At 32.5% G+C, this 25,497-nt stretch carries 22 protein-coding genes and 1 tRNA gene; 13 read left to right on the top strand and 10 right to left on the bottom strand.

Going from position 1 to position 25,497, the window contains the following annotated elements; translation table 11 throughout:
* Window positions 1–916 precede the first annotated feature (916 nt).
* Window positions 917–1,447 carry a DUF4330 domain-containing protein gene (locus OXU93_RS01375; protein WP_267384047.1) on the bottom strand — a complete coding sequence of 177 codons (531 nt, stop codon included), beginning with the start codon at window positions 1,445–1,447 and terminating at the stop codon, window positions 917–919.
* A 217-nt stretch (window positions 1,448–1,664) separates the two neighbouring features.
* On the opposite strand from OXU93_RS01375, the gene hisB reads away from it, so the two are divergent.
* Window positions 1,665–2,303 (top strand): imidazoleglycerol-phosphate dehydratase HisB, encoded by a 639-nt coding sequence (gene hisB / locus OXU93_RS01370; RefSeq protein ID WP_416378775.1) that lies wholly within the window; start codon window positions 1,665–1,667, stop codon window positions 2,301–2,303.
* A 610-nt stretch (window positions 2,304–2,913) separates the two neighbouring features.
* Here hisB and guaA read toward each other — a convergent pair.
* A complete protein-coding gene (gene guaA, locus OXU93_RS01365; RefSeq protein WP_324127252.1) occupies window positions 2,914–4,542 on the bottom strand; it encodes a glutamine-hydrolyzing GMP synthase in 1,629 nt (542 codons plus the stop codon).
* Between the two features lie 227 nt (window positions 4,543–4,769).
* Entirely contained in the window at window positions 4,770–5,864 is a 1,095-nt protein-coding gene (locus OXU93_RS01360) for a metallophosphoesterase family protein (RefSeq protein WP_267384046.1), read from the bottom strand.
* A gap of 53 nt (window positions 5,865–5,917) precedes the next feature.
* Between OXU93_RS01360 and trmB the strand changes: the two genes are divergently transcribed.
* Window positions 5,918–6,580, top strand: coding sequence for a tRNA (guanosine(46)-N7)-methyltransferase TrmB (gene trmB / locus OXU93_RS01355; RefSeq protein WP_267384045.1), 663 nt, complete (start codon window positions 5,918–5,920; stop codon window positions 6,578–6,580).
* A gap of 1,450 nt (window positions 6,581–8,030) precedes the next feature.
* Here the strand turns inward: trmB and OXU93_RS01350 are convergent.
* Both OXU93_RS01350 and OXU93_RS01345 read right to left on the bottom strand, forming a co-directional pair.
* On the bottom strand, window positions 8,031–8,765 hold the full coding sequence (locus OXU93_RS01350) for a transporter substrate-binding domain-containing protein (RefSeq protein WP_267384044.1): 735 nt from the start codon (window positions 8,763–8,765) through the stop codon (window positions 8,031–8,033).
* A gap of 1,445 nt (window positions 8,766–10,210) precedes the next feature.
* Window positions 10,211–10,756, bottom strand: a complete 546-nt coding sequence (locus tag OXU93_RS01345; protein ID WP_324127249.1) for an alpha/beta hydrolase — start codon at window positions 10,754–10,756, stop codon at window positions 10,211–10,213.
* A 721-nt stretch (window positions 10,757–11,477) separates the two neighbouring features.
* On the opposite strand from OXU93_RS01345, the gene bchM reads away from it, so the two are divergent.
* The 3 genes from bchM (at window position 11,478) to OXU93_RS01330 (ending at window position 12,553) form a co-directional block, all read left to right on the top strand.
* Window positions 11,478–12,164 (top strand): magnesium protoporphyrin IX methyltransferase, encoded by a 687-nt coding sequence (bchM, locus tag OXU93_RS01340; protein WP_267384042.1) that lies wholly within the window; start codon window positions 11,478–11,480, stop codon window positions 12,162–12,164.
* A 103-nt stretch (window positions 12,165–12,267) separates the two neighbouring features.
* Window positions 12,268–12,420: a hypothetical protein gene (locus OXU93_RS01335; RefSeq protein WP_267384041.1), complete on the top strand. Its 153-nt coding sequence runs from the start codon at window positions 12,268–12,270 to the stop codon at window positions 12,418–12,420.
* Window positions 12,386–12,553 (top strand): hypothetical protein, encoded by a 168-nt coding sequence (locus OXU93_RS01330; RefSeq protein ID WP_267384040.1) that lies wholly within the window; start codon window positions 12,386–12,388, stop codon window positions 12,551–12,553. Before OXU93_RS01335 ends, OXU93_RS01330 begins: the two co-directional genes overlap by 35 nt.
* A gap of 255 nt (window positions 12,554–12,808) precedes the next feature.
* Here OXU93_RS01330 and OXU93_RS01325 read toward each other — a convergent pair whose 3' ends face one another.
* Together OXU93_RS01325 and OXU93_RS01320 are read right to left on the bottom strand one after the other, a co-directional pair.
* Window positions 12,809–13,624 carry a Cof-type HAD-IIB family hydrolase gene (locus OXU93_RS01325; RefSeq protein WP_267384039.1) on the bottom strand — a complete coding sequence of 272 codons (816 nt, stop codon included), beginning with the start codon at window positions 13,622–13,624 and terminating at the stop codon, window positions 12,809–12,811.
* A 160-nt stretch (window positions 13,625–13,784) separates the two neighbouring features.
* Window positions 13,785–13,895 carry a delta-aminolevulinic acid dehydratase gene (locus OXU93_RS01320; protein WP_267384038.1) on the bottom strand — a complete coding sequence of 37 codons (111 nt, stop codon included), beginning with the start codon at window positions 13,893–13,895 and terminating at the stop codon, window positions 13,785–13,787.
* A gap of 1,350 nt (window positions 13,896–15,245) precedes the next feature.
* On the opposite strand from OXU93_RS01320, the gene nuoH reads away from it, so the two are divergent.
* From nuoH to nuoK, 4 genes are all read left to right on the top strand, one after another.
* Window positions 15,246–16,364 carry an NADH-quinone oxidoreductase subunit NuoH gene (nuoH, locus tag OXU93_RS01315; protein ID WP_267384037.1) on the top strand — a complete coding sequence of 373 codons (1,119 nt, stop codon included), beginning with the start codon at window positions 15,246–15,248 and terminating at the stop codon, window positions 16,362–16,364.
* Window positions 16,365–16,402: 38 nt separating this feature from the next.
* On the top strand, window positions 16,403–16,984 hold the full coding sequence (ndhI, locus tag OXU93_RS01310) for an NAD(P)H-quinone oxidoreductase subunit I (RefSeq protein ID WP_267384036.1): 582 nt from the start codon (window positions 16,403–16,405) through the stop codon (window positions 16,982–16,984).
* 80 nt (window positions 16,985–17,064) lie between these two features.
* Window positions 17,065–17,691 carry an NADH-quinone oxidoreductase subunit J gene (locus tag OXU93_RS01305; protein WP_267384035.1) on the top strand — a complete coding sequence of 209 codons (627 nt, stop codon included), beginning with the start codon at window positions 17,065–17,067 and terminating at the stop codon, window positions 17,689–17,691.
* Between the two features lie 31 nt (window positions 17,692–17,722).
* Window positions 17,723–18,034, top strand: coding sequence for an NADH-quinone oxidoreductase subunit NuoK (gene nuoK, locus OXU93_RS01300; RefSeq protein WP_267384034.1), 312 nt, complete (start codon window positions 17,723–17,725; stop codon window positions 18,032–18,034).
* 8 nt (window positions 18,035–18,042) lie between these two features.
* Here the strand turns inward: nuoK and OXU93_RS01295 are convergent, their stop codons facing one another.
* Window positions 18,043–18,627, bottom strand: coding sequence for a metal-binding protein (locus OXU93_RS01295; RefSeq protein WP_267384033.1), 585 nt, complete (start codon window positions 18,625–18,627; stop codon window positions 18,043–18,045).
* Between the two features lie 63 nt (window positions 18,628–18,690).
* Between OXU93_RS01295 and OXU93_RS01290 the strand changes: the two genes are divergently transcribed.
* Window positions 18,691–18,762: transfer RNA gene (locus OXU93_RS01290), tRNA-Val, on the top strand.
* 264 nt (window positions 18,763–19,026) lie between these two features.
* Here OXU93_RS01290 and OXU93_RS01285 read toward each other — a convergent pair.
* Complete coding sequence (locus tag OXU93_RS01285) at window positions 19,027–19,152, bottom strand: hypothetical protein (RefSeq protein WP_267384032.1); 126 nt, start codon at window positions 19,150–19,152, stop codon at window positions 19,027–19,029.
* Between the two features lie 274 nt (window positions 19,153–19,426).
* Here OXU93_RS01285 and OXU93_RS01280 point away from each other — a divergent pair, with 274 nt between their 5' ends.
* The 3 genes from OXU93_RS01280 (at window position 19,427) to OXU93_RS01270 (ending at window position 23,784) form a co-directional block, all read left to right on the top strand.
* Window positions 19,427–19,717 carry a YggT family protein gene (locus OXU93_RS01280; protein WP_267384729.1) on the top strand — a complete coding sequence of 97 codons (291 nt, stop codon included), beginning with the start codon at window positions 19,427–19,429 and terminating at the stop codon, window positions 19,715–19,717.
* A 130-nt stretch (window positions 19,718–19,847) separates the two neighbouring features.
* The gene (locus tag OXU93_RS01275) at window positions 19,848–21,851 is read left to right on the top strand and encodes an ABC1 kinase family protein (protein WP_267384031.1); all 2,004 of its coding nucleotides are present in this window, start codon (window positions 19,848–19,850) and stop codon (window positions 21,849–21,851) included.
* Window positions 21,852–23,037: 1,186 nt separating this feature from the next.
* Complete coding sequence (locus OXU93_RS01270) at window positions 23,038–23,784, top strand: TIGR00297 family protein (protein WP_267384030.1); 747 nt, start codon at window positions 23,038–23,040, stop codon at window positions 23,782–23,784.
* A 563-nt stretch (window positions 23,785–24,347) separates the two neighbouring features.
* Here OXU93_RS01270 and OXU93_RS01265 read toward each other — a convergent pair.
* Window positions 24,348–25,448, bottom strand: a complete 1,101-nt coding sequence (locus tag OXU93_RS01265; protein WP_267384029.1) for an NAD(P)/FAD-dependent oxidoreductase — start codon at window positions 25,446–25,448, stop codon at window positions 24,348–24,350.
* Window positions 25,449–25,497: the final 49 nt, after the last annotated feature.

Below are 25,497 nucleotides of genomic sequence, written 5' to 3'. Positions count from 1 at the left end.
AGATTTATTTAGTTTTTTGTCTTTATTGTTATGGAGATAATGTTTCTCATTGCGATTATTAATTTGTTGTTTATCCAGAAAATACTATAAAAACGCTAGCAGTATTTTTTTAAAAAATCAAATAAAACTAGCAATTTTAGGATTTCATAATGAGGTATTTAGCCAAGATAATTGATGGTATATATCTAATTAATTTTTGTGTTTTAGCTGCTTTACTAGTGATTTTGAAAAATTTTATTAAAAGTATGAATCAAAATTTTTCTAATCTCTGGAGCAATATTTATATTGTTGTAATTGGTCTTATTTTGTTATTATTGATAGTACAAGTTATTACAGGAATCAGATATCTATTAAAAATTAGTATGTATAAACTTGGAGAATGATTTTTAACTAAATATACAGAAATTATTTAGGACTAAATAACTTTACAAAATAAAAATTGACTTTAAACTTAGGTATGCTTTTAGATATCAGATATTAGGCTAGATAAAGAACAAATTGATAGTTAATATGGAAGTCTAATCTTATGAATAATCTCTAAGAAAATTGTAAATTAACAACTTTATGTCGATACCGAGACCTTACCTCATTATTTGCTTAGGTTGTTACCAAATATGGCAATTATTCTTTTATGAGATAACATAGTACTGATGCTAGAAATAAAGTTTGAAGACAATTAAAAAAATAATTGCCAATTCATCTATTTTCTTTTCTGACTCCTTTCCTTCAACCTAAGCACTGTCTAACTTCATACCGCTTACAAAATCACTGCTGGTAATTTTGTAATAACACTGTAAATATTTATCAAAAAAACAATTAAATCCTATCAAAAATAGAATTTAATTGGACTAATTGAATCACAAATTAAAAACAACGATGTTTGGAGTGTCCAGTCGGCTGTAGCCAGTGAGGTATTTCAATTAAGAATCCTTACATCAATGGTACTAGTATTGAAGTTATAATCTTTTCCTTCCAACTCAATTAATGTGCCAATTTTAACCTTTTGATTACCTAACACTGCTCCCGTATTCGTAATTTGAGCTTCTCCTCCTAATGTCAAAATCATATCCTTAAAAAATACAACTTCTGGTCTGGGATCAGGAAGTGCTTTAACGGATCCATCAGGTTGAGGAACCACTGTTGTACGAGGAAGGGGTTGAATGTTTTTAATATTGACCTTCCCTGCCGGCTGGTTGCGAATCACAATGTTAGTTTTTCTTTCGTTTTCGAATTGCTGTATCAACGACTCAGGATCACGTATCCCTAAACCTCGAACAATGACATCAACTTCGATAGGTTTTTTTGATACTTGTGCAATGGTACTCACTCCTGATTTCCCAGGAACAATAAAAATCCCAATAATTACCAGAAGAACAACTAAGGCCGCACCAAGATCCAAAATACTAACTTTATTGAGTAAACGCCCTTTAGAATCTAATAGCTTCATAATAAATAGTGAATTTAGAGTACAATTAGGTAGAGGTCAAGAATTTTCATAAAAACTTGATCTGGGATTTTTAGGCTATACAAACCGAGGTAATTTTACCATAGTCTTTGGCTGTCTTTTATTAATCAGACACATTGATAGGTTGAAAACATTCCATATTTACTTAGGATTGATATCCTACACAATAAGTAGTGAACTGAACTGTTAAATTGAATCTATGCAGCCCCAATCTTTTTCTCAATCTCCCATTTCTATGCCTTCCTCTCTTCGGAGTGCTATCGTCAAACGCACTACCAAGGAGACTGAGGTGTTGGTGTCCCTAAATTTGGATGGTCAGGGAATTTGTCATACGGCAACAGGAATTCCCTTTCTAGACCATATGATTAATCAAATTGCTTCTCATGGATTAATTGATTTAGAGGTAAAGGCTACAGGAGATTTAGAAATTGATGACCACCACACCAATGAGGATGTGGGCATCGCCCTCGGTCAAGCGTTGGCTAAAGCGTTAGGTGATCGCAAAGGAATAACCCGTTTTGGTCATTTTATTTCCCCATTAGATGAAGCATTAGTTCAAGTAACTTTAGATTTTTCAGGACGACCTTATTTAAATTATGGTTTAGAAATTGTCACTCAACGAGTAGGGACTTATGATACTCAATTGGTTCGTGAATTTTTTGTGGCACTGGTTAATCATAGCCAAATAACCCTACATATTCGTCAATTAGATGGTATCAATTCTCACCATATTATTGAGGCTACTTTTAAGGCGTTTGCACGAGCAATGCGGATGGCTTTAGAAATTGATCCCCGTCGTTCCCATGCCGTTCCTAGTTCTAAGGGAACATTAGTTTAATATTTAATTTTTTATGAAGAATGATTAGTAATTCAAAATCACTAATCCTAATTTTTAAAAATTTGACTGTAGTTAATTTTAAAGAAATATTTATCAATAGTTTTTTAACGTTTGTCTTTCTGCTACACTCTCGCAGAAACTGATATTCTAGTTCGGGCAAATTAACGAGCTAATAATCAAGATTAAATAATTTTTGACTAATTCAACTTTTTTCGTGAATTAATATATGTGTTAGCAAGTAGCTTATCTTGTTGTTCTAATAACTATCGTCTAAATTGACAAATATTTCAACTTCACAAAGATATGACAGATTTTTCCAGAGACTAATTTATTAGAAGATACTTGAATTACAGCTACGGAATCAGGTAATCCCTTTAGCAGTAAACCCTCATTGTAACAACGTTACTAGGTAATTTCTCATACTTTTTTACTCAAATAAATTCCTGTGACATGTTATCCATATTCCGCACAAAGATTTAGTTAGAAAACTATAGGTATTATAAAGAAGTTGAACCGCACGACTTCTTTATAATCTTCCATAAACCTTTTAAAGAGTAGAAGGAAGGAGAAGACATAAGAGGGAGTTTACCTTTTGTCTTCACATAGCATTTTATTCCCATTCAATGGTTCCAGGCGGTTTAGACGTAATGTCATAAACTACACGATTAACCCCTGTAACTTCATTCACAATGCGGTTTGAGATACTTTCAAGTAAGTCATAAGGCACCCTAGCCCAATCAGCAGTCATTCCATCCTCACTTGTAATTAACCGTAAAACGATAGGATGAGCATAGGTTCTTTGATCTCCCATAACCCCCACACTTCGCACTGGTAAAAGTACAGCAAATGCTTGCCACAAATCATGGTACATCCCATGTTTAGTAATTTCATCACGTACGATGAAATCTGCATCCCGCATTAAATTAAGACGTTCAGAAGTCACTTCCCCCAGTATGCGAATGGCTAACCCAGGACCAGGAAAGGGATGACGGCGGACAATTTCTTCAGGTAAGCCTATCACCCGGCCAAGTTTACGGACTTCATCTTTAAATAGTTTCCGCAGAGGTTCTACCAATTTGAAGCGGAGATTTTTGGGAAGTCCTCCTACATTATGATGGCTTTTAATTTTAACAGCAACCCGTTCCCCCGTTTTTGGATCAACGTTACTATCAGCAGATTCTATAACGTCAGGATAGAGAGTTCCTTGGGCTAGATAATCAAAAGGTCCTAGGCGCTCTGATTCCTCTTCAAAAACCTGAATAAATTCGTGTCCAATAAGACGTCGTTTGGTTTCAGGATCAGTGACATCTCTAAGTTGTGCCAAAAATCGGTCTCTGGCATTTACATATTCAACATTAATATGAAATTCTTTGTTAAAGATATCCACTAATCTTTCTGGTTCGCCCTTTCGCATAAACCCTTGGTCAATAAACATACAAGTTAGTTTATCCCCAATGGCGCGATGGAGGAGAAAAGCTAAGGTAGAAGAGTCTACTCCACCAGAAAGAGCTAATAAAACTCGCTTATTTTTGACTTTAGCGCGAATCTCTCGAATAGACTCGTCAATAAAGGCTTCGGTTGTCCAAGTCGGTTCACATTTACAAATGTGATAGACAAAGTTGCGAATTAGAGCAAGTCCCCCTATGGAATGAACAACTTCTGGGTGAAATTGAACCCCGAAAAGTTTCTTTTGATGATCGGCTATCGCGGCGCAAGAAGTATTATCAGTGTGGGCTAAAATTTCAAAGCCTTCAGGAAGCTGAACACATGAGTCACCATGACTCATCCACATGGTTGCACCTTCTTCAACGTTAGTGAGCAAATCTATAGGATCATCAATGCGTAGTGATGCCTTGCCATATTCTCCTTTCTTTGCTCTTTCTACCTGTCCTCCTAATTGTTGAACCATAAGTTGCATTCCGTAGCAAACTCCTAAAATAGGAATACCTAGGTGAAAGATTTCGGGGTCACATTGAGGGGCGCGGCTATCATAAACAGAATTAGGTCCCCCTGACAGAATAATTCCTTGGGGATTTAACCTACTTATTTGTTCAACTGTGGTTCTATAAGATAGGACTTCTGAGTAAACTTCTGTTTCACGAATACGACGAGCAATTAATTCTGAGTATTGGGAACCAAAGTCCAGAATAATCAATATTTGACGATTCAGGTTTTCTTCGACAGGCTTTGTTAACAAAGTCTTTGTGGGTTGGGTTGTATTAGATGGTTGGGTAGTCACGTTTAAAGAGATTCTATAAGATGAATATTAATGGTTACAAATCATTAAGATTGACTAAAGTGCGAGTTAACAATTTTCTTATATAACAATTATCAGGAATTATGTTTCAGACCGTTTTAACCGTCAATTTTAGCATTGCTAGTTATTTTCAATCTTGATCTCAATCACAATTAGAAGAGTCTTTTGTATTAAAGTATTACAATTATTTATCTAACAATCATTGATTTTTATAGTTTAAGGCATACGCAATTGTCGATTAAGGCAAGGGTTCCATCGGGTTTAACTGAGCCAAATTTTTGAAAATAATGGCGAATTTCTGTAGGAAATTCAGGAAAATCAAGGATGTTATCTCCTTCAGAAATATCAGCCCAGAAGTATTTTAAGTGAGGAACTAATTTTTCGGCTTCTTTCATAGATATTTCAAAAGGTGAAGTAATCAATAATTTAACCATAAAAGGGAAAGAACGATCCCCAAGTAGTTGACGAGACATTGTGGCTAAATTCTTCCACCCAGGGACTCTATCAACTCGATGGGATTCAATATTCACATTAATACTTCCTTTAGATGTTCGTTCAATTTCTATAATCCGATATGGATGAGGATAACTAACTAAAGACCCCGTTGTAATTTCGTAAATATCGTTATGATAAGCGATATCTTGAACGTGCAAATGTCCAGTAAAAATAAGCCGACAACCTGTATTTTTTAGTAGGTCTAATAACAGAGAAGCATTGTCTAACATATAGCGTTTACCTAGAGGATGATTTGCTTGTCCTGGTAAGTGTTCAATAACATTATGATGAACTATCATCATAATGAATTGGTCTTTGAGTTGGGGAAGTAACTGTTCTAACCAAGTTAATTGTTTTTCATCTAAACAACCTAATTGTTCCCCATCTTCATTAAATTGATTGGAATTAAGTCCAATCAATTGTACTCCTGGTAAAATTTCATGGGTATAGTAACATTGATGACTATCACTGTAACCATGAGAACGATAGTAACTAGGAAAATCTTGAGGACCAATGGAATCCTTTGTTGAATACAGGGTGGGGATATCATGATTACCAGGAACGACATATACTGGAAACGGTAGAGCTGCCAAACGTTGTTGCAACCAAGAATGATTATCTGGCTCCCCATTTTGAGTTAAATCTCCCGGTATCAAGAGAAAATCTAGCTCTAGTTGCTCTAAATGACTAAACACAGTGTCTATAGCCGAAATACCAATTTCTACTAGAGAAAATCGGGTATGGTCGAGGTTTATTGTATAGGGAACTGCTAAATGAGGATCACTAATAATGGCAAAACGAAATTTCATACACTATAACGATGATGGAATCTTTTTTTAGAAAAGTATAGGAGGAATTCATTTTGGGACGAGTTCGTGTTCGTCAACACGTTAACCCACTGAGTGATAAGTATCACCGAGCAATTACATTTCCTCATTGGGAGGATATTTACAGTAACTCGGCACAACCACTTCATTTAGACATTGGATGTGCAAGGGGAAAGTTTTTATTAAAAATGGCTCCTTTGTATCCAGAGACGAATTTCTTAGGGATAGAAATTCGAGAACCGTTAGTGATAGAAGCAAACAAGTACCGTGATTGCTTAGGATTGACAAATCTTTATTTCCTCTTTTGTAATATTAACCCATTTTTGAATTCTTTACTTGCTTCTTTAAATTCAGATGTTCTTCAATGGGTAACAATTCAATTTCCAGATCCTTGGTTTAAATATCGTCATCTAAAACGGAGGGTTGTACAACCAGAATTAGTCGATACATTAGCGCAATATTTAGTTGATAGAGGAACAGTCTTTTTACAATCTGATATAAAAATAGTTGCCCAAGAAATGGGAGAACGGTTTTTAGAGCATCCTAAGTTTGAAAAACAACATTCAGAGAATTGGTTATCAGAAAACCCTTTTTCTATTGCCACAGAAAGAGAAATTGCTTCCCTTAATAAGGGAAAGTCTGTTTATCGATTGTTGCTAAAAACTTCAAATAAGCCAATTTCTCTTAGTCAAGAATAATAAATCAATGTCAACATAATTAAATATAACTAATTCTATATTTTTTATATAAACTAATACATAAGATGCTTGTTTTCAATGTATGAATAAAATATATTATTTTACACACTATGTTTTATAAAAAAATATATCAATAAAATTAGTAATCAAATAAAAATATAATTTAGTTTTAGCCATTGTTTTATACTGCCACAAATGTGATTACTATTAATAGTAGGAAAGTAGTTAGTTATTATTTTACTAATCAGTCTCAAGCATTGGTAAAGTTTTACAATGACTCTGATTTTAATAAAAATATATAAAATAGAAGGAAAGATTTAAAAAATTAAATTGAATTGAAATTAAAAGTCTGTTTTAATTATGATGTTTATATTTTCTATTTAAAAATAGAAACTTGTTATAAATTTTTTTACAGTTATTTATTGTCTTTTAAATTCTATTTTAGACAACTAATCTATTGATCAAAAAAGTACGTTGTAATGTGACTAAATATTGACTTATTTAAAATAAGTAATACTTGATTATTCTTAATTACTAAAATTTAGTACTAATAATTAGCAACAAAACATGTAGATTGATTTTTTATAAAAAATCAATACTAAAGATTTAAATTGAGGTTAACTTGTATTCAAGAACTAAGTAACTTAATTTATTGCCATTAATAATTGATAGATTTACAAAATATTATTGATATTCTATAAATAACTAACAAGTTTAAATTAGTTGTTTCATAGCTGGTATAAGTAATTATCTAGGCGTAATTAATTTAAATTTGTCGATAACTAGTATTTTTTGTTTTTCCAACTATTTTTATGATTTAATAGTAATTAACTATTTGTATAACATCCTATCGAACAGTTTTCTCTTATAAAGAAGATATTACATTAATAGTATAAAAATAATTAATTTTATTTTCAATATTTACGTGAATATATTAAATTTTTATTACTAAAAAATAGATTGTATTAAATATATCTAGATAACGAGAAAATAATATAAAAAATGATTACTTTAATGAATAAAATTTCTCATAAAGTTGATGTAGACTATATGTTTAAATCATAATACTAAAAAAATAATTGTAAAACCAGTAATTCCACTATTTTTTTGATCAAATAATTTGTTAAAATAATTTATGAAATATTTAATATCTAAAAAATAGATACATTTTTTGCAGCTATAAGTTAAGTATTTTAAAGTGATTATTTTTTATTAAGTTAAGTAGTTAAGTTTATCTGCTCCTGAATAGAATAAATGAAAGTGAAGATGAGAACATTGTTAATTTTGAGCTAAGTTTTTTGGTTAAATTATTTTTTGTACTTTGGTTCTTGAAGTTTGAAAAAATTATTTTCTGTACAGTACAGTAGATTTTAGTACTCGGAAATCGAACAAAAACTGTTTTTTTACAAGAAGATCGACCATACTAGAGAAATAAAGCATTAGAATAATTTTATTTATTATCAACTATTAAAGGAAGTCCCCAAAATGTTGCCCGTTTTTGTAACCAACCTGACTTTTGCCAACAAAGGACCGCTTGATTAATGCGATCACGTAAACTACTATACTGTAAACCTTTGGGCATCACTATCCCTAAAGCTTCCGCAGACAAACGGATAGGAAACTGACGATAAGAAGGATAACTTTGCACCCATCCTGCCAAAATGCTATTATCTCCTGCAAAGGCATCGGCGGCATCAATTTCTAATAATGTTAAAGCTTCTTGATAAGAACTGACTCCAATAAGTTGTGCTTGAGGGAATTCCTCACGAATGACAGATATTGCACTAGAGGCTCTAAGAACTGCGATTTTTCCATTGACTAATCCCTGTAACCCTTTTAGATAGGATTGTTTTGCTATAATTCCTGTTCCATCTAAATAGTAGTATGGGCTAAAATCAACTAAGCGATTGCGAGATGCTGTTACTGTTACCTTAGCAATTACTAAGTCAACTTTGCCATCAATCATCATTTGTAGACGTTCTTGGTTAGTAACAGGTTGTAAGATAATTGCCTGACGATCACCAAATAATTCTTCGGCTAACCGATGGGCTATATCAATTTCAAATCCTTGAAGCTGTCCTTCTCGAGAAGAAAATCCTAAAGGACGAACATTATCTTTGACGGCAATAACTAGTTTACCTCGACGCAAAATTTTATCCAATTCGACCGTCTGGGCTGGACTCATTCCAAGGAGAAAAAGAAAGCTAGTTAGATAACTTAAGAAAAATTTTTTCATAGAAACTAATTGAAGATAAGGGCAAGTTGCCACTTTATCTTAATAAAGCGAATTGTTTCTTTCAATTTCTTTTATAAACTTTTTGAGTAGTTCAATTGTTCTCTAATTAGTTAATTTAATCTCAAGTAAGGGCAATCATTTGACTACGCTTGTGTTCTCTAGAATAGAATGGTGTGGTGTGAATATTTATTTAACCTTAGGTCGAACGCTAACATCAGCGATGAATGGAGTCTTCTCTTGCCCTATTCTAGAGGAGAGCCATGATAACGGATTATACCCCCTTTTATATGGGTAAAACTTATAAAAACTACCTTGAAAACAAGTAGGATATTAGAGTTCTAATTGACAGAATTATAAAAATTATTATCAACTTATAGTTAAAACAATTTTTAAATTAAAAATTGTCAAACAAAAAAGAAAAATTTGGTACCATGTATAAAAATATTAAAGTATAAATTATGTTAAAATAATCAATAAAAATTTAATAATTTATGAGTTTATTTGTTGCTACTTCTTATTAAAAAAATTATAAATCAAGTGCTTATTTAAATATATCGAAACAGATAAAATTATGAATATTATTATCATAACAGACTATTTTACAAGCAAATAATTTCTAATTTTTTAGAGTTGCTAATTTATAATACCTAGTCTGTAATAGCCAATATATGACGATTTTGAGATAACCGATTAGAAGTATTTTAAAGAGATTTACAATAACTATTTACTGTGATTTGTATTAACTATTGTTATTGATTGTTTAATAAATTTTTATCCAATCAGCAATAACAAAAATATGGTTATTCCTTAATAAATTTGTTACTACTTAATTTGTTTTAGTTAGATAAATTTAGTCAACTTTACTAAGTAATTTTTCTTGATGATAAGCAATTTATTATAGTTAGAATATCTATTATATAAGTTATATTTTAGTTACAAGTTCATAGAAATTGATAATAACTTTTTTTTAAAATTATTATTGAAAATTTTAAAGTGACTTTACATAAAAGTAGTCTAGAATTAGAAATTATGTACTAAGAAAGCAATAAAAATTATCTTGGCTATTATAATGATAATAGTGTGACGTAAGTATGTTCCTACAATAGATAAGTATACATACTTTTAATAAAACCGTAATTGAGAAAGACAATCCAAATTATAATTATCTAAAAGAGATAGCCCACTAAAAAAAATTGTGGCTTACAATAATTTAATAAGAATTTTACTATTAACAATAAATAAAAATTTATTTAGTCTAACTTTATTCTAGTTAAAGAATATTTATTTTGTTTATTTTTAGAAATAAATTATTGAGATCAGGCTAAATTTAAACTACCAATTTATTCAACAGTTAACTCTATTTTTTATTACCAGTGTTATATTAATTAATTAAATTAAAAAGAAAAATGCGGTATATGACTTACTATTGCATCAATTTTTTGATAAATTTTAGCTAAGTGATCGCCTTCTACATGAATTTCGGAAGTGGGATAATTTTCTAAGATTTCAATGATCCGAATATTACGATCAGAGAGTGCAGAAGTAACTAAGGCCCCTCTTAATGATTCTCGATTAGCCCGTCTTGATGGGCTATGGATTACTTGTCCAACTTCATCCAATACGAAATCTCCAGCAAAACTTCTTAAAACTTTGGATAAAAATACGGGATCGACATCCATATTTTGATTTAGAATGCGACGTAAATCTTCAGGTTGTTTATTTGCCATTTTGAGATAAGCCTTCAGGGAATAAGATATTTCTCCTGTGTTGGCCAATGTACTTAACTCAGAAATACAGATTGACTCCCGTAAAACATTATATTTCAATATAATTTTATCAGCTGCTTTTCCTGGTAAGCTGGCATAAAGTGTTCCAAAACTTCCTAATATTAGGTTTAAGATTAACTGATAGCATAGATTCAGTTGTATGAGTTTTTTCATCACCATTAATTAAATCCACTATTTTCCAACTTGACATTAAGTAAAAAAGTAGAAAACTCAGCAATACATTGATCCTTTCTATGATTAATCAAGAGAATTTATTGTTTTTTACAAGATAAAATCTATCTTATCTGATTTTATTAAAAATATCAAGATATTATCCTAATTATTAATTTATATTAGATTTTAAATATAAATTAATAATTAGGATAATTTTGTCAAAAGACAATCATATTTTGATTTAAAGTTTTCTATATTGAATTTAGTTTAAACAAAAAACAAGTTAAATATTATATTTTGTAGCTAGAATATAATAGCAGGTTTAGTTGTCTAAAAAGACAATATTACTTTTTATAAAAAAATATAATCAAAACTTTAGTCTATTGTATAGACTAAAGTTTTGATTAGTTCTTCGGGTAAAAATTATGTATATTTTGCCTCCTTCTAAGTATCCCTAACAGATTACGAAGTAATCATATATTACTGCTCCCATACGACGTCTCAAGGCCAAGTTGATTAATTGTAGAAATTTGCTTAGCTTTTTGAGCGAATATCGTTAAGTAATTTGGACTCAAAAAATAGGAAAAACTCTATTTAAACTTCAAAAGTTACGTCGAGCTTTGTTGAATAGTGAATAGTAGAAACAGTCTATGTCCACGCTTGCGAGTACAATGCTTACCAGCGTATAAAATCCCTGATAATTCTAGACCATCTCACACCAATGAACACTATTGATGATAAAGCAATTGTTAAAGACTATTTTAATGCTATTGGGTTTGACCGCTGGCGCAGAATTTATGGAGATGGAGAAGTTAGTAAAGTCCAAAAGGACATTCGTTGCGGACATCAGCAAACCATTGATACTGTGATAGACTGGCTAAAGGCTGAAGAAAATATCAGCGGTTTATCTATTTGTGATGCGGGGTGTGGTGTGGGGAGTTTAAGCATTCCCTTAGCCCAGATAGGAGCTAGAGTTCTTGCTAGTGATATTTCAAAAAAAATGGTAGAAGAAGCTACCCGAAGAGCCCACAAATACCTGACAGATACCAGCAGTGTTATCTTTGCGGTTCAAGACTTAGAAAGATTGTCAGGTCAATATCAAACCGTCATCTGTCTTGATGTTTTGATTCATTATCCCACCGAAGATGCAGCTAAAATGATTGCCCATCTTGCCTCGTTAGCGACATCCCGTCTAATTATCAGTTTTGCTCCTAAAAACCTTCGTTTAACTGTCCTCAAGAAAATTGGCGAATTCTTTCCAGGGCCTAGCAAAACTACTCGTGCCTATCAGCATAAAGAAAAAGATATTATTGCTATTCTAGAAAACAATGGTCTAAGAGTTAAACGAAAAGCCATGACCAGTACTCATTTTTACTACTCTCTTATTTTAGAGGCGACACTAAGTTAATTCTTCACTTTCGCTTAATTTTAAACGTATAACTCTTTAATACCTTATTGAATCCAAACGGTAAGTTTATCCCTTAACTGTTTTTACTGCTTGGGATTTCATTATGGCTTCACTTCCGGGCTTAGCAAAGACTGATAGTATCTTAGTAGTAGATTCCCTGGCAACAATAACCTTGGGATATAAAATTATGTTACTTATGACCCTCGAGGAGATACCATACAATGTGTGTGGTATCTCCTCTCTCAGTTCAACTTAAAGAAGGGGACCCTGCCACTGGAGAAATATTTGCCAATTTGACAACTATAATTCTTGGTATTCTTTCTAGTGATGGGTCATTTGGAGTTAACTTTTCAGTTAGTATATCGCAAACAGAATCTAACCTATCATAGATAGTGCTTTGCAGTTATACCTAAGCACATTCCGTCTAAATCTAGCCAAGCTCATCACTAGCAAATGCAAACCCCCCATACCACCATCGGTATTGACGCAGATTCTCACTGTGATGGTTAGGCGTTAATTACTATTGATTCACTGGTAATAGAAAAAAAACAATCTTTTTTTACCAAATACTGTACTAATTGACGGTAGATTACTATTGAAACAGTAAAAAAATTAACTAGGGAAGTCCATAATAGAGACCTTATTTAATCTATTAAAAATTTTTTAATAGCAATAGCAACTCCATCTTGTTCTACAGTTGGAGCTACCCATTTAGCTATTTTCTGTACTCCTATAGGTGCATTACCCATAGCCACCCCTAATCCTACGTACTCTAACATTTCAGCATCATTGAAATTATCCCCAATAGCCATTACTTGGCTGGCTTCAAATCCTAATAATTCCTCAGCTAGAAAACGGGTGGCATAGCCCTTACTTGCTTGAGGATGGGTGGCTTCAAAATAAATTTCGGTAGACTGGGTAAAATAAAGTTGATCACGAGAGTAAACTTTTTGTAAATTCTTAAGAAGGTTATTGATTAACAGAGGTTGACCAATAGCTAAAACCTTCGTGGTTGGTGAATCAAGAATATCTCGTAAATCTCCTACTACGAAAGGTTTTATTCCCGATCTTTTTTGATATGCTTGAGTCCGAGAAGTAACGTTGCGTACATATAAACAGTCGTCAACATAGCAGTGAAGCTCAATTTCCTGACTCCATTGAGGTCGTTCAAAATATTCCAGTAGTTGTAGAGTGACAGAAGTAGACAAAGGAAAATGTTTATAATGAGTTCCTGTTATAGGACACTGAACCCATGCTCCATTGTAAGCAATGATCGGTAATTGGGAACCGATAGCTTGATGAAAACGTAACGCAGAATTATACATCCGACCTGTCGCTAAAGCCACTCGAACTCCATTGGCTTGGACTTTGGAGATTGCCAGTTTAACTGTTTCAGTGACCTCATTTGACTCACCTGCGATTGTTCCATCAATATCTAGCACTAATAAGCGAATGTTCACAATTTATTCCCGGTTGATTCTTGTTTTCTGAAAAAAATCTTATTTGGAAAGTCGACATAACCATTACGAAGCAATCTATGGATTATTCATAGATAAGTAATTATAGATAAATAACAATAGAACTAAACCAAGATTAACAGTCAATTAACCTTGACTATTATTAGTCCATTCTAAAGGCAAACCAAACCGCCCATAAGACAATAGACAAGAATACCAATGTCCCGACGGTAATAGCAAAAGTGTGAAAAGTATCAGAGTCAATAAGGGTCATCTTAAAAAGCTTAGGGGTATTTTGGGTTAGACAATCCAAAAGGGCATCTCAAGCCATTGTTTAGATACCTTGTATTGCTTCATGATACCCGTTGTCTTGACTATCTTTTCCAAGTTACTTATTTTCTCTAGCTTTGATCAGTTGTTCGAGTTTTTTTCGACCTAAGTTGCAAAGTTGGTGCAGTATAAAGACTTCATAAAGCGAATTATACACGCTACAATCTATGACTCAATCCACAGTACTTCAAAATATCGTCGATTTTAAATCAGAAAAAGTTTGAGAAGAGATGCTCTAATTATACTAAAGTTGTCGTATTTCATATTCTCCATAAAATGTTTGGGTTACTACAATTGGACATAATATTATATTTTTTCAGGAGACTAATTATCTTGCAAATCACTGTTGAAGATTAGGGTTATAAAATTAAATTTTACAGGTAGTTATAATTTATTGTTAGTTTCTTGATATCATTGCTATTCATTTTAGATTAATAATGATAATACCAAATTAACTTTTTATTTAAATATGTAATTAGCCTGCTATCTACCATGATTAGGTAAACCTATATCAATATATTAAGTGGTAAAATGATCGTAGTTTTTTTCGATACATAATTAACTAAAAATATGTATATTTAAAATAAATGTATTTGATATAGATCCAGGACAAATTTTGATTTTTTATCAACATATACGATTTTATGATTTTGTTGTAATTTATTAATTGTACTTAGAGGTAATTATCCAACTTATTTGAATTCTAAAGTATTATTTTTATATTTTATAATAATCTTCATTTAATTCCGGTATTTATCAAGAACAAATAATACATCGATATAGCTATATATATTTAAAAAATAATGAGTTTTGTAATTTATTTTTATTAAACTCATTCTGAAATATCAGAAATTAAAATATCGATATTTACTTTATAAAACTCAACAGTACACAGCAATTTTACTTTAAATCCCCTGTCTATGTGTGTCACATCCGGAAAACATTCAGTCAACTTATCTTTTTAAGATACACAATTTCTCTATTAGGAAATCTCATAACTGTTGTTAGTGCTGCTGACAAAATCACTGGAGTACCCCTGTCGTAAATTTTACCGATTTACATATTTCCATTTTTAAATTTTTGGCAAGCATTAAATAATAAACTCCCAATCTTATTTAGTCTATGATGACCATAAGTAGAAGTTGTTATAAAATTCCCGAAGCTATCTTACGGACAGCGATATACTAGGCAATGGTGTTAGAGAAAACCTTGACAAAATAGCCAGCAAACGAAAATCATCGGATACGTTAAGTATCAATCAACATACCTAAACCTACAACTTGTATCAATCAAGATGAACACAGGAATCGACCTACAAGGCAGTTTTATTCAATCTCTCAAACAAATGGGACTCCCTGATGGGCTAGCCAAAGCCCTCTGGATTCCCTTACCCTCATTTTTAATGATTATTGTAGCTACCGTCGGCGTATTGGTAGTGGTATGGTTGGAACGAAAAATCTCCGCCGCTGCCCAACAACGTATCGGTCCTGAATATGCAGGACCTTTAGGAGTTCTTCAACCTGTAGCTGATGGCATCAAATTGGTATTTAAAGAAGATATCATCCCTGTTAAAGCGGATCCCTGGTTATTCACCCTAGGTCCAGTGCTAGTGGTACTTCCAGTATTTGTTTCTTACCTGATTATTCCTTTTGGGCAAAATTTAGTAATTACAGATCTGAATGTAGGTATTTTTCTTTGGATTGCTTTAGCCAGTATTGCCCCCATTGGCTTACTAATGTCTGGATATGCTTCCAATAATAAGTATTCCCTTCTTGGAGGCTTAAGGGCAGCAGCACAATCCATTAGTTACGAAATTCCATTAGCGTTGTCTGTCCTAGCAATTGTCATGATGTCTAATAGTCTAAGTACAATTGATATTGTGCAGCAACAGTCAGGATATGGCATTTTAGGCTGGAATATTTGGCGGCAACCTATAGGATTTTTTATCTTTTGGATTGCAGCGTTGGCTGAATGTGAAAGACTTCCTTTTGACCTTCCTGAGGCAGAAGAAGAAATTGTAGCAGGGTACCAAACTGAATATTCAGGGATGAAGTTTGGTTTATTCTATGTAGGCTCATACGTGAATTTAGTCCTGTCGGCTTTGGTCTTTGCAATTCTCTACTTAGGAGGGTGGGAATTTCCTGTGCCTCTTGAGAAACTAGCAAGTTGGATTGGTGTAAACGAGACAAATTCATGGTTCCAGGTAATTACAGCCTCCTTGGGAATCGCGATGACAGTACTTAAAGCCTATTTCTTGATTTTCCTCGCCGTTTTAATACGGTGGACAGTTCCCCGGGTTCGTATTGACCAATTATTAGATTTAGGTTGGAAATTTTTACTTCCTGTTTCTTTGGTCAACCTTTTATTAACGGCAGCCCTAAAACTTATTTTTCCTGTCGCTTTTGGCGGCTAATCCCTTTTTTTCTGTTAAGAGCTAACCATTAAAGTATTATGTTTAACCTACTCAAACAAGTCAGCAATTACGCTAAAGGGAGTGTTGAAGCGGCTAAATATATTGGTCAAGGGCTATCGGTTACCTTTGATCATATGCGTCGCCGTCCGATTACGGTACAGTACCCTTATGAGAAGCTGATTCCATCAGAACGATTTCGGGGAAGGATTCACTTTGAGTTTGACAAGTGTATTGCTTGTGAAGTCTGTGTTCGTGTGTGTCCAATTAATCTACCTGTGGTAGATTGGGAATTTAACAAAGCCGTTAAGAAGAAAGAACTCAAACACTACAGCATTGATTTTGGAGTTTGTATTTTTTGCGGTAATTGTGTTGAATATTGTCCCTCAAATTGCCTATCTATGACGGAAGAATATGAATTAGCAACCTACGACCGTCACGAACTTAATTATGACAATGTTGCCCTCGGACGATTACCTTACAAAGTAACTCAAGATTTAATGGTAACTCCCTTACGAGAGTTAGGATACTTGCCCAAGGGGGTGTTTGACCCTCATGATTTACCATCGGGAAGTCAACGAACAGGAAAGCGTCCTGAAGAAATTGTAAAAGAGAGCAAATAAAATAGTTGATAGTTAATAGGACAATAAAAATACTATTAACTATCAACTGAACTGAACTTAATTAAGGAGAATTAACAGTAGTGAATTTAGCAGAAGGCGTTCAAATTGTTTCCTTTGCTATTTTAGCAACAATGGTTATTGGAACATCCCTAGGGGTTGTTTTGTTGTCAAACATTGTTTACTCTGCCTTTTTATTGGGAGGAGTTTTTATCAGTATTTCTGGTATTTATATTCTGCTGAATGCTGATTTCGTGGCAGTGGCTCAGGTATTAATTTATGTTGGGGCTATTAATGTATTAATTTTATTTGCCATCATGTTGGTTAATAAGCGAGAAAACTTTTCTACTTTACCAAGACATTGGATGCGTAAAAGCATTACTGCCGTGATTTGTGGGGGGATTTTTCTTTTATTAACAACCATGATTTTTGTTACTCCGTGGCCAATTAATTCTCCTTCTTCTCGGGTGATTGATAATACAATTGTTGAGATTGGTAAACATTTCTTTAGTGATTTTTTGCTTCCTTTTGAATTAGCATCCGTGTTACTTTTGATCGCTATGGTAGGGGCAATTATTCTAGCTCGTCGTGATATGATTCCAGAATCATTAGCCTCTCAGAGAGAAATTGAGACAGCTCTAGAATTGCCTGAACGCCCTAATGAATTAGAAGTCAGAGAATTAGCTTTATCGAAAGGAAGTGAACAGTAAATTAGCCATCAGTAATCTGTAAAGAAAAATTATGCAACTACACTTAGAATTTTGCTTACTATTAGCTGCTTCTCTATTCTGTATTGGTATTTATGGTTTAGTAAATAGTCGCAATGCAGTTCGTGTTTTAATGTCTATCGAATTATTACTCAATGCAGTTAATTTGAACCTCATGGGATTCTCAAACTTCTCCGATTCCGTTGGAATTAAAGGTCAAGTTTTTACAGTATTTGTAATTACTGTTGCAGCTGCTGAAGCAGCTGTTGGATTAGCGATTGTTTTAGCTATCTATCGTAATCGTGACACCATTGATATGGAACAGTTTAATCTTCTTAAATGGTAAAACTTGTCTTATTTGACCTTAGATTTTCCCGCACTAGATGAACATCTCCGTCGGGAATTTTTTTTATTTTTGGTTTGCTTTAGTGTTCGTCTCCGATGCTTTTTTATCGTTGATATAATGCAATCACTGATGATATGACTTATCGCCCCTAATTCTAATCCTACTCCCACAACAATCATTTCTTGAGAATATCTAGTGGCAACTAATTTTATGATCTGGTGGATTGACTGTTGCCAACTCCAGTCAATTGTCCAAATTAACTGGGTGATCATTACTCCGATTATGGCTACTAACATTAGAACGGTCGCAAGATACAATAAACGTAGAATAGTCCCAATCAAAAGTCCGTGAGAAAACAGAGAACGATGTTTGAAAAGATATCGGTAGGGCAGCCACATCCCTCGAATAATTCCCCACCTTTTGTATTGAATAGAGTGAATATCGAGATCAGGACCGAACATTAATCCACTGAAGAGATAAGAACTTGCGATTAATAACGTTAGTCTTTTATTGTCACTGAAGAAATAAGTTAACCCAACCAGTAGAGGTAAACTCCAAAACGTAATACGATCATGGGTACGGCCGGAAGGCATAAAAAATCTATTCTTGTTGTTTAATTATCAAAAGATATGTTATCATCCCATAAGAGTGAACTGGGGCGATTAGCTCAGCGGTAGAGCTCCTGCCTTACAAGCAGGCTGTCACTGGTTCAAATCCAGTATCGCCCATTGCCTGGCTTCTATATTCTAGAGCTAGTAAAATTAGACCAGAGATTTTTCCCTCCATAATGGGACTATTCTAAGTCACTTTGTCTAGAATACTAGAGACAATATAACGAGTTTTCAGGTCGGTGTATCCTTCAATCAATGTTGTTCCAATCTACAGAAAAGTAACTAGACGAGAAAAGTGTCTTTGATTAATAATCTGACTATAATCAAGGCTAGCAGTAAGATTATCCCCATAAAACTTCTGAATAAATTTTTTAGGTTGCTTCAACAGACTTGATTTAACGTTTGGAGTTTCATCCAAGATTTCAGATTTTGAAGAGCTAAATTAATCTCTCCTAGAGTCGCAATTTTAAAATGGGCATCAAATGTGGATCGAGCTTGAATGTCCATTAATTTATTTTCAAAAAAATCAATTCAACTTTCTTTGTTTATAGTACTATTTGACTTACACAATTAAACAGTTGATCTGCGGAGGATATCATGAAAAAATAAAAGTCTCTCGAATATAGCTGACTAAGTACACTAAAAGTGGATTACTTAAAAAAAGTAGGATATAATTCCCACTCAGTGGGAATTATATTTTTAGCTAAATTATATTCAGTTAGAAGATAATCCTGAAAACTCACATTTGAATAATTAGAAATACGAACTATAACTTATGACAATGAATACTACCATTGCAAGTTGGGGGTTGAGCTCGTTTTTGGCTATAATGACTTTTCTATTTATAATAAGAATTATTCTAACTTGGTATCCTCAGGTAGAAATTAATCGTTTACCTTGGACATTAATTATTTACCCTACAGAACCATTTTTAACTCCTGTTCGTAAAGTTATTTCTCCCTTAGGTGGCGTAGATATTAGCCCTATTATTTTGGTAGGGATTTTTAGTTTACTACGAGAGATTTTACTGGGACAGCAAGGATTAATTACCATGACTTTACGAGCCAATTAGACAAATAACATTTTTCGTTATAGTAGGAAATCTTTAGTTTTTAATGGGTTCTCTAGGTCATTATATATCAACAAAACTTGTTACAATAGTTTACAAAAGCTTTCTTCGACGTCATTAGCATGTTGTTCCTATGTCTGAAGTTACTGTCTCATCAGTTGTTGAGTCCCCAGATTTGATTACCATTGAAGCAAAACATATTAATATTTCCCAAAGTAATAGTGAAGATTTGGGGCCCATTAGCAATTTTTCTCCTGAAAGTTGGAGTTATCATCCAGAAAGTATTAAAGAATATTACAGCAAACGTTTTTTAGAAGTTTTACATCGGTTGATTAGTATTGCTTCACAATCTTTTTGGTTTTTTTTGAGTTTATGGTGGGATAAATTAAGGGGAATTAACCCTAAAAATAATCGCAAACGGGCAATTCAGTTGCGTAAAATACTGACTAAACTAGGACCTACTTATATTAAGGTTGGGCAAGCTTTATCAACACGTCCTGATTTACTCCCCCCTAATTATATTGATGAACTAATCTCCTTGCAAGATAATATTCCTTCTTTCCCTAATGAGGTTGCTTACCGTTTTATTGAAGAAGAGTTAGGAGAGCCACCCGAAGAGATTTATGCAGAAATTTCTTCTAATCCCCTGGCGGCAGCTTCCTTAGGACAAGTGTATAAAGGAAAGTTAAAAAATGGAGAAAAAGTAGCTGTAAAAGTGCAGCGTCCCGATTTAATTCGACGGATAACACTGGACATTTATCTAATACGAAATATAGCCAGTTGGGCTCAGAAAACATTTAAATTTATTCGTTCAGATTTAGTTTCTATTACAGACGAATTAGCAAGCCGTATTTTTGAAGAAATTAATTACATTCAAGAAGGAAAAAATGCGGAAAAATTTGCAGAATTTTATGGACATCTACCCGAAATTTATGTACCTAAAATTTACTGGAAATATACGGGAAGACGAGTTTTGACAATGGAATGGGTAGAAGGAACAAAATTAACTGATATTCAAAAAGTTCAAGAGAAGGGAATTAACGCAACTCATCTGATAGAAGTCGGAGTTCAATGTTCATTGCGTCAGTTATTAGAACACGGTTTTTTCCATGCTGATCCTCATCCAGGAAACTTATTGGCTATGGATAATGGACAATTAGCTTATCTAGACTTTGGCATGATGAGTCATATTAAGCCTTATCAACGTTATGGTTTAATTGAGGCAGTTGTACACTTAGTTAATCGCGATTTTAAATCGTTAGCTAATGATTATGTTAAGTTAGACTTTCTCCAGCCAGACACAGATTTATCTCCAATTATCCCAGCTTTAAGTCAAGTCTTTGGTAATGCTTTAGGAGCAAGTGTTGCTGAGTTAAACTTTAAAAGTATTACAGATCAGATGTCTGCAATGATGTACGAATTTCCTTTCCGTGTTCCTGCCTATTATGCTTTGATAATTCGATCAATGGTAACACTAGAAGGAATTGCCATTGGGATTGACCCTAATTTTAAAGTTCTTAGTAAAGCTTATCCTTATGTTGCTAAAAGACTCCTGACTGATCCATCTCAAGAATTACGAACCTCCCTTAAAAATTTGTTATTTCAGGATGGAAATTTTCGATGGAATCGTTTAGAAAATTTATTAAGGAATGCCAAGGATTCTCAGGACTATGATATTGATGGAGCTCTCAATCAAGCTACTGACTTTCTTTTCTCTGAACGAGGAGCCTTTATTCGGGAAAGTATCATTGATGAAATGATTAATACCGTTGATTTATTGGGGCGTAGAACCTGGTTCAACACCTCTTCAGTAGTAAGAAAACAGGTAGGTTTAGCCGTTCAAGAAATTCCTTTAGACTTAAAAAATAATGGTCAAACAACAGAACATATTAAAAATATTTTAAGAATTATTCAAGATACCCCAGGATTCGATCCTATACATCTAGTACCCATAGTGACAAAACTATTAGTTAAGCCAGAAATTCAACAGATGGGGCAAAAAATTTTTGAAGGGTTAATGCAGAAAGCAGTTGCTCGTATAATTCGTAATCTACTCTTAGAGCTAGATAAACCTCGAGACCAAAAAAGTACTACGTCTTCAACTCAAAATCAAAAATCTTTACCTGTGGCCTCTTAAGTGTTGTCGATTTGGTAAAGTTATAGAATAACTGTCGGGTATTTTTACTTTTTATAATATATTTATCCTCTGACATACTTTATTTTCTTATTAGTACTAAATTTAAATATCAAATTTAATTCTAAAGTCATGTAAAGACTCAGACTAAGATGCTTGTTATACTCATAATTTATACTAAATATATTTGTATAAACTCACTCACTAAGAACAGGTAAATAATCTAGTTTAAAATATTTCCATAAAACCTTATTTAGTTTCGTAATTTAGTTAATTTAAATTTTAAAAATATACATGAAGAATATACATGAAAAATAAATGTTATGCGTGATTAGATAGATGACATTAATCCTAGTTAGGAATATTATATACAAACTCTTTAAAAAGCTATAACTACACTATAGTAACAAGTAACAAGAAATTATTTTTATGGTGTAAAATCTAATAAAATAACGGTTAAAATCAGATAGGAAACATACATTTAGTTAATTCTATGTTTAGAAAATAACTCATTAATTTAAATTTATACTAGTATATTAGTAGATATATAAATGACTAGAAAATAGTGGGTTAGACAAAAAATATCTTGAAAAAGATGAGATTACTTAAAAAAGCTCATATTTCTGAAAGGAAAATATGGAAACAGAATAAGAAAGTATTCTAAACAAAAAATATTGATTACAGATAAAACTTAAAAAATTTAATCCTTAAAAAGGGATATACAGAAGCTGCAATAAATATATGTTTTTTAAACGAACTTAGAGATAGAACTGAAATCTCGGAAAAAGTAAACTACTGTAGGGAGTTAAGACTATGGATAGTTTTATGTTTATATATTTATCAACCTACTAAAGATAGTAATTCTATAGATTTTACAATATTGCCATACTAATTATCCAGACCTAGTTCCAGACTTAGAGCAAAAACCGGATAATAAGATATAACAACTATAAAGATTACTATAGGAAAAATTTAAGGATTTTAAGGTAACTTATTTTTTAAAATTAAATGCTGCTAAAATGAGTCTAACATAAATAATTAAACTTCGAGAAAAATCAGAGAAAATTGTTTAAACTTTATAATCGCATCTTTTAGTTAAACTGAAGCAGTTTATGAAACAATTTAATTAGTAATATAAAGTATGCTTAGATAGAATGAAGCAATTATTAATCATGAACTCTTAATTAAGATGAAATTTACAAACCCTTGGATCATTGCTAATGGTTTAAATTTATTTTTGATAGCCATTGCCTTTATTTTACCTAAAAAATTCTTAACTACTGCTGGATACCTTCATGCTTGGGTATTAGGAGTTTTAATTTGGGGAACACTTGGATGGCAAGGTTACACTATCCTTATTTTTTATTTCTTAGTGGGTTCAGCAGTAACTCATATCGGAATAACAGAAAAGAAATTAGCTGGAATTGCTGAAAAACGTTCAGGAATGCGAGGTCCAGCAAATGTTTGGGGCTCAGCCTTAATAGCTGTACTTTGTGCCCTGATGACTCTATTTTCTGCTCCTTATTGGCAACAATTATTAATCTTAGGATATGTCGCTAGTTTTAGCACTAAACTTTCTGATACGACTGCTTCCGAAATCGGAAAAGCCTATGGAAAAAGCACATTTTTAATTACTACTTTAAAACCTGTGTCAAGGGGGACTGAAGGAGCTATCAGTTTAGAGGGAACTTTAGCAGGAATAACTACTTCTGGAGTGATTGCTTTGCTAGCTTTTTTTATTGGTTTAATCAATTTAAAACAAGTATTTTTATGTATTTTTTCTGCTTTTGTTGCTACTAATTTAGAAAGTTTAATTGGAGCAACTTTACAGAATAAATTAGACTGGATAACTAATGAAGTAGTTAATGTTTTTAACACTTTTATCGGAGCGTTTATCGCTATTTTTGCCGCTTGGGGGTGGACTAAATTTATTTAAAATTTGTATAATCATAACTATTATTTATGATATTTTACTTGTCTTACCTTTGTATTCTCTTGATGATAAATTGTTCAATGCTAAATTATACTATTTATTCTTCTAAACTATTAATCTAATATCAGACTAATAAAATTATACTTTTGAAGTTGATTTTACGACATTTTCTGTTTCTGTATTTATTTAGTGTAGTATTTAACTAATTAATACGGCAAATTATTCTATGATATTCAAAAAATTAGTATCGATAAATATAGACAATAACTTTATTACTTTAGATGATCTTCTTGTTTAAGACATCCAATTATTGACTCTATATTTAGAGCCCAGTATAAAAGTTAAACTTGATTAATAGTTTAGGTTTGTGATATTTCAGTTATACTGAATTTAACATGTATACAATCCTATTTAGAAGTTATAAATAGTCAATACATTTTAAAAATTAGTACAAATATTTAAAAAAGTATTATTCATTTAATAATACTTTTTTAAAACACAGACTGTCAATAAATGTATATATTTTCTTTTACTTTCTCTTAAAATATTATTTTTATATAATGAGTTCAGCTGAACCAATATTCTCGAATAGCTAGTGCAGTTGCCGGGGCTAACAAAATCCCATTACGGTAATGTCCCGTAGCTACTAAGACATTATCATAACCAGGTAATTTTCGAATAATTGGAGCTGGTTCACCTTCGGGACGAGGACGTTCTCCATACCAAGTTTTTATTACCTTAGCATTTTGTAAAAAAGGACAAAAACTTAGCGCTTGTTGTTTCATGTTTTCCAATAATTCTGATTCTAAAATAATCTCTTCTGTTCTCTTGGGGAACTCTACTGTTGCACCGATCCAATATTCTCTATTTCCTAATGGAACAATATTAACATCATTTCCGTTAATGACCGGTTGAAAGTTTTGATTTTCTGGTAGTTTATCCAATTTTACTTGTAATGCTTGACCTAAAACTGGTCGAATGTCTAATGGTCGACTAGACGTAATAGTTAAAGAATTTGAGCCCAGCCCAGCAGCTATAACTAGTCCATCGACTTCTAATTTTCCTTGTGTGGTTTCAATTTCATAACATTTGCGGATATTTGAATTATTTAAAGTATTAGAAATAATGTTTTTAACTTTAACTCCAAATTTACAACTAACTCCATTTATAGAAGCTCCTTTAACTAAAGCTTGGGTTAATTTTAAGGGATTGAGTTGTAAATCTTGAGGAGAATAAACTGCTCCAATAATCGTATTATTTTCAATTTGAGGACACTTTTTATGCAAAGTTTCTTTGTCCCAAATTTCTAAATTATAGCCTTGAGACTTGCGAATTGTTATTAGTTCTTTCCACTGTCTTATCTGTTTTTCTGTAAATTTTAACATCAAAATTCCTTGATGATTAATAGGAATACTTTGCTTGGTAAGGGTTTCCAATTCAGGAATTAGGGTTTTGTATCGTTGTAAACTAGTGTGACGGAGTTTCCAGCCCCTTCCCTTCATTTTTGTGCTGAGAATCCCCATTGCGACTCCCAATGCTGCCCTGGTAGAACCCATAGTAGACACTTCTTTATCAATCAAGGTAATTTTTAACCCTTTAATTAAACTTAATTCATAAGCGATCGTTGCTCCAATAACACCTGCTCCAATAATAGCTATGCGAATCATTTTTTTATAGAATATAAAATTTAATACCCAATATTATAAATAAATAATT

Source organism: Cyanobacterium sp. uoEpiScrs1 (genome assembly GCF_947331815.1).
In the GTDB taxonomy this organism is placed as follows: domain Bacteria; phylum Cyanobacteriota; class Cyanobacteriia; order Cyanobacteriales; family Microcystaceae; genus Rippkaea.
The sequence above is the reverse complement of the archived record's forward strand: the minus strand, read 5'-3'. Positions and strand labels throughout refer to the sequence as shown.

Coding starts and splice junctions, on each gene's coding strand:
- OXU93_RS01320 (WP_267384038.1), bottom strand. CDS start 13,895: ATGACCCTTATTGACTCTGATACTTTTCACACTTTTGCTATTACCGTC.
- ndhI (WP_267384036.1), top strand. CDS start 16,403: ATGTTTAACCTACTCAAACAAGTCAGCAATTACGCTAAAGGGAGTGTT.
- OXU93_RS01345 (WP_324127249.1), bottom strand. CDS start 10,756: ATGAAAAAACTCATACAACTGAATCTATGCTATCAGTTAATCTTAAAC.
- OXU93_RS01350 (WP_267384044.1), bottom strand. CDS start 8,765: ATGAGTCCAGCCCAGACGGTCGAATTGGATAAAATTTTGCGTCGAGGT.
- OXU93_RS01360 (WP_267384046.1), bottom strand. CDS start 5,864: ATGAAATTTCGTTTTGCCATTATTAGTGATCCTCATTTAGCAGTTCCC.
- OXU93_RS01335 (WP_267384041.1), top strand. CDS start 12,268: ATGGCTTCACTTCCGGGCTTAGCAAAGACTGATAGTATCTTAGTAGTA.
- OXU93_RS01375 (WP_267384047.1), bottom strand. CDS start 1,447: ATGAAGCTATTAGATTCTAAAGGGCGTTTACTCAATAAAGTTAGTATT.
- OXU93_RS01270 (WP_267384030.1), top strand. CDS start 23,038: ATGAAATTTACAAACCCTTGGATCATTGCTAATGGTTTAAATTTATTT.
- hisB (WP_416378775.1), top strand. CDS start 1,665: ATGCAGCCCCAATCTTTTTCTCAATCTCCCATTTCTATGCCTTCCTCT.
- OXU93_RS01330 (WP_267384040.1), top strand. CDS start 12,386: ATGTGTGTGGTATCTCCTCTCTCAGTTCAACTTAAAGAAGGGGACCCT.
- bchM (WP_267384042.1), top strand. CDS start 11,478: ATGAACACTATTGATGATAAAGCAATTGTTAAAGACTATTTTAATGCT.
- nuoK (WP_267384034.1), top strand. CDS start 17,723: ATGCAACTACACTTAGAATTTTGCTTACTATTAGCTGCTTCTCTATTC.
- OXU93_RS01285 (WP_267384032.1), bottom strand. CDS start 19,152: ATGGACATTCAAGCTCGATCCACATTTGATGCCCATTTTAAAATTGCG.
- OXU93_RS01280 (WP_267384729.1), top strand. CDS start 19,427: ATGAATACTACCATTGCAAGTTGGGGGTTGAGCTCGTTTTTGGCTATA.
- OXU93_RS01275 (WP_267384031.1), top strand. CDS start 19,848: ATGTCTGAAGTTACTGTCTCATCAGTTGTTGAGTCCCCAGATTTGATT.
- OXU93_RS01295 (WP_267384033.1), bottom strand. CDS start 18,627: ATGCCTTCCGGCCGTACCCATGATCGTATTACGTTTTGGAGTTTACCT.
- nuoH (WP_267384037.1), top strand. CDS start 15,246: ATGAACACAGGAATCGACCTACAAGGCAGTTTTATTCAATCTCTCAAA.
- OXU93_RS01265 (WP_267384029.1), bottom strand. CDS start 25,448: ATGATTCGCATAGCTATTATTGGAGCAGGTGTTATTGGAGCAACGATC.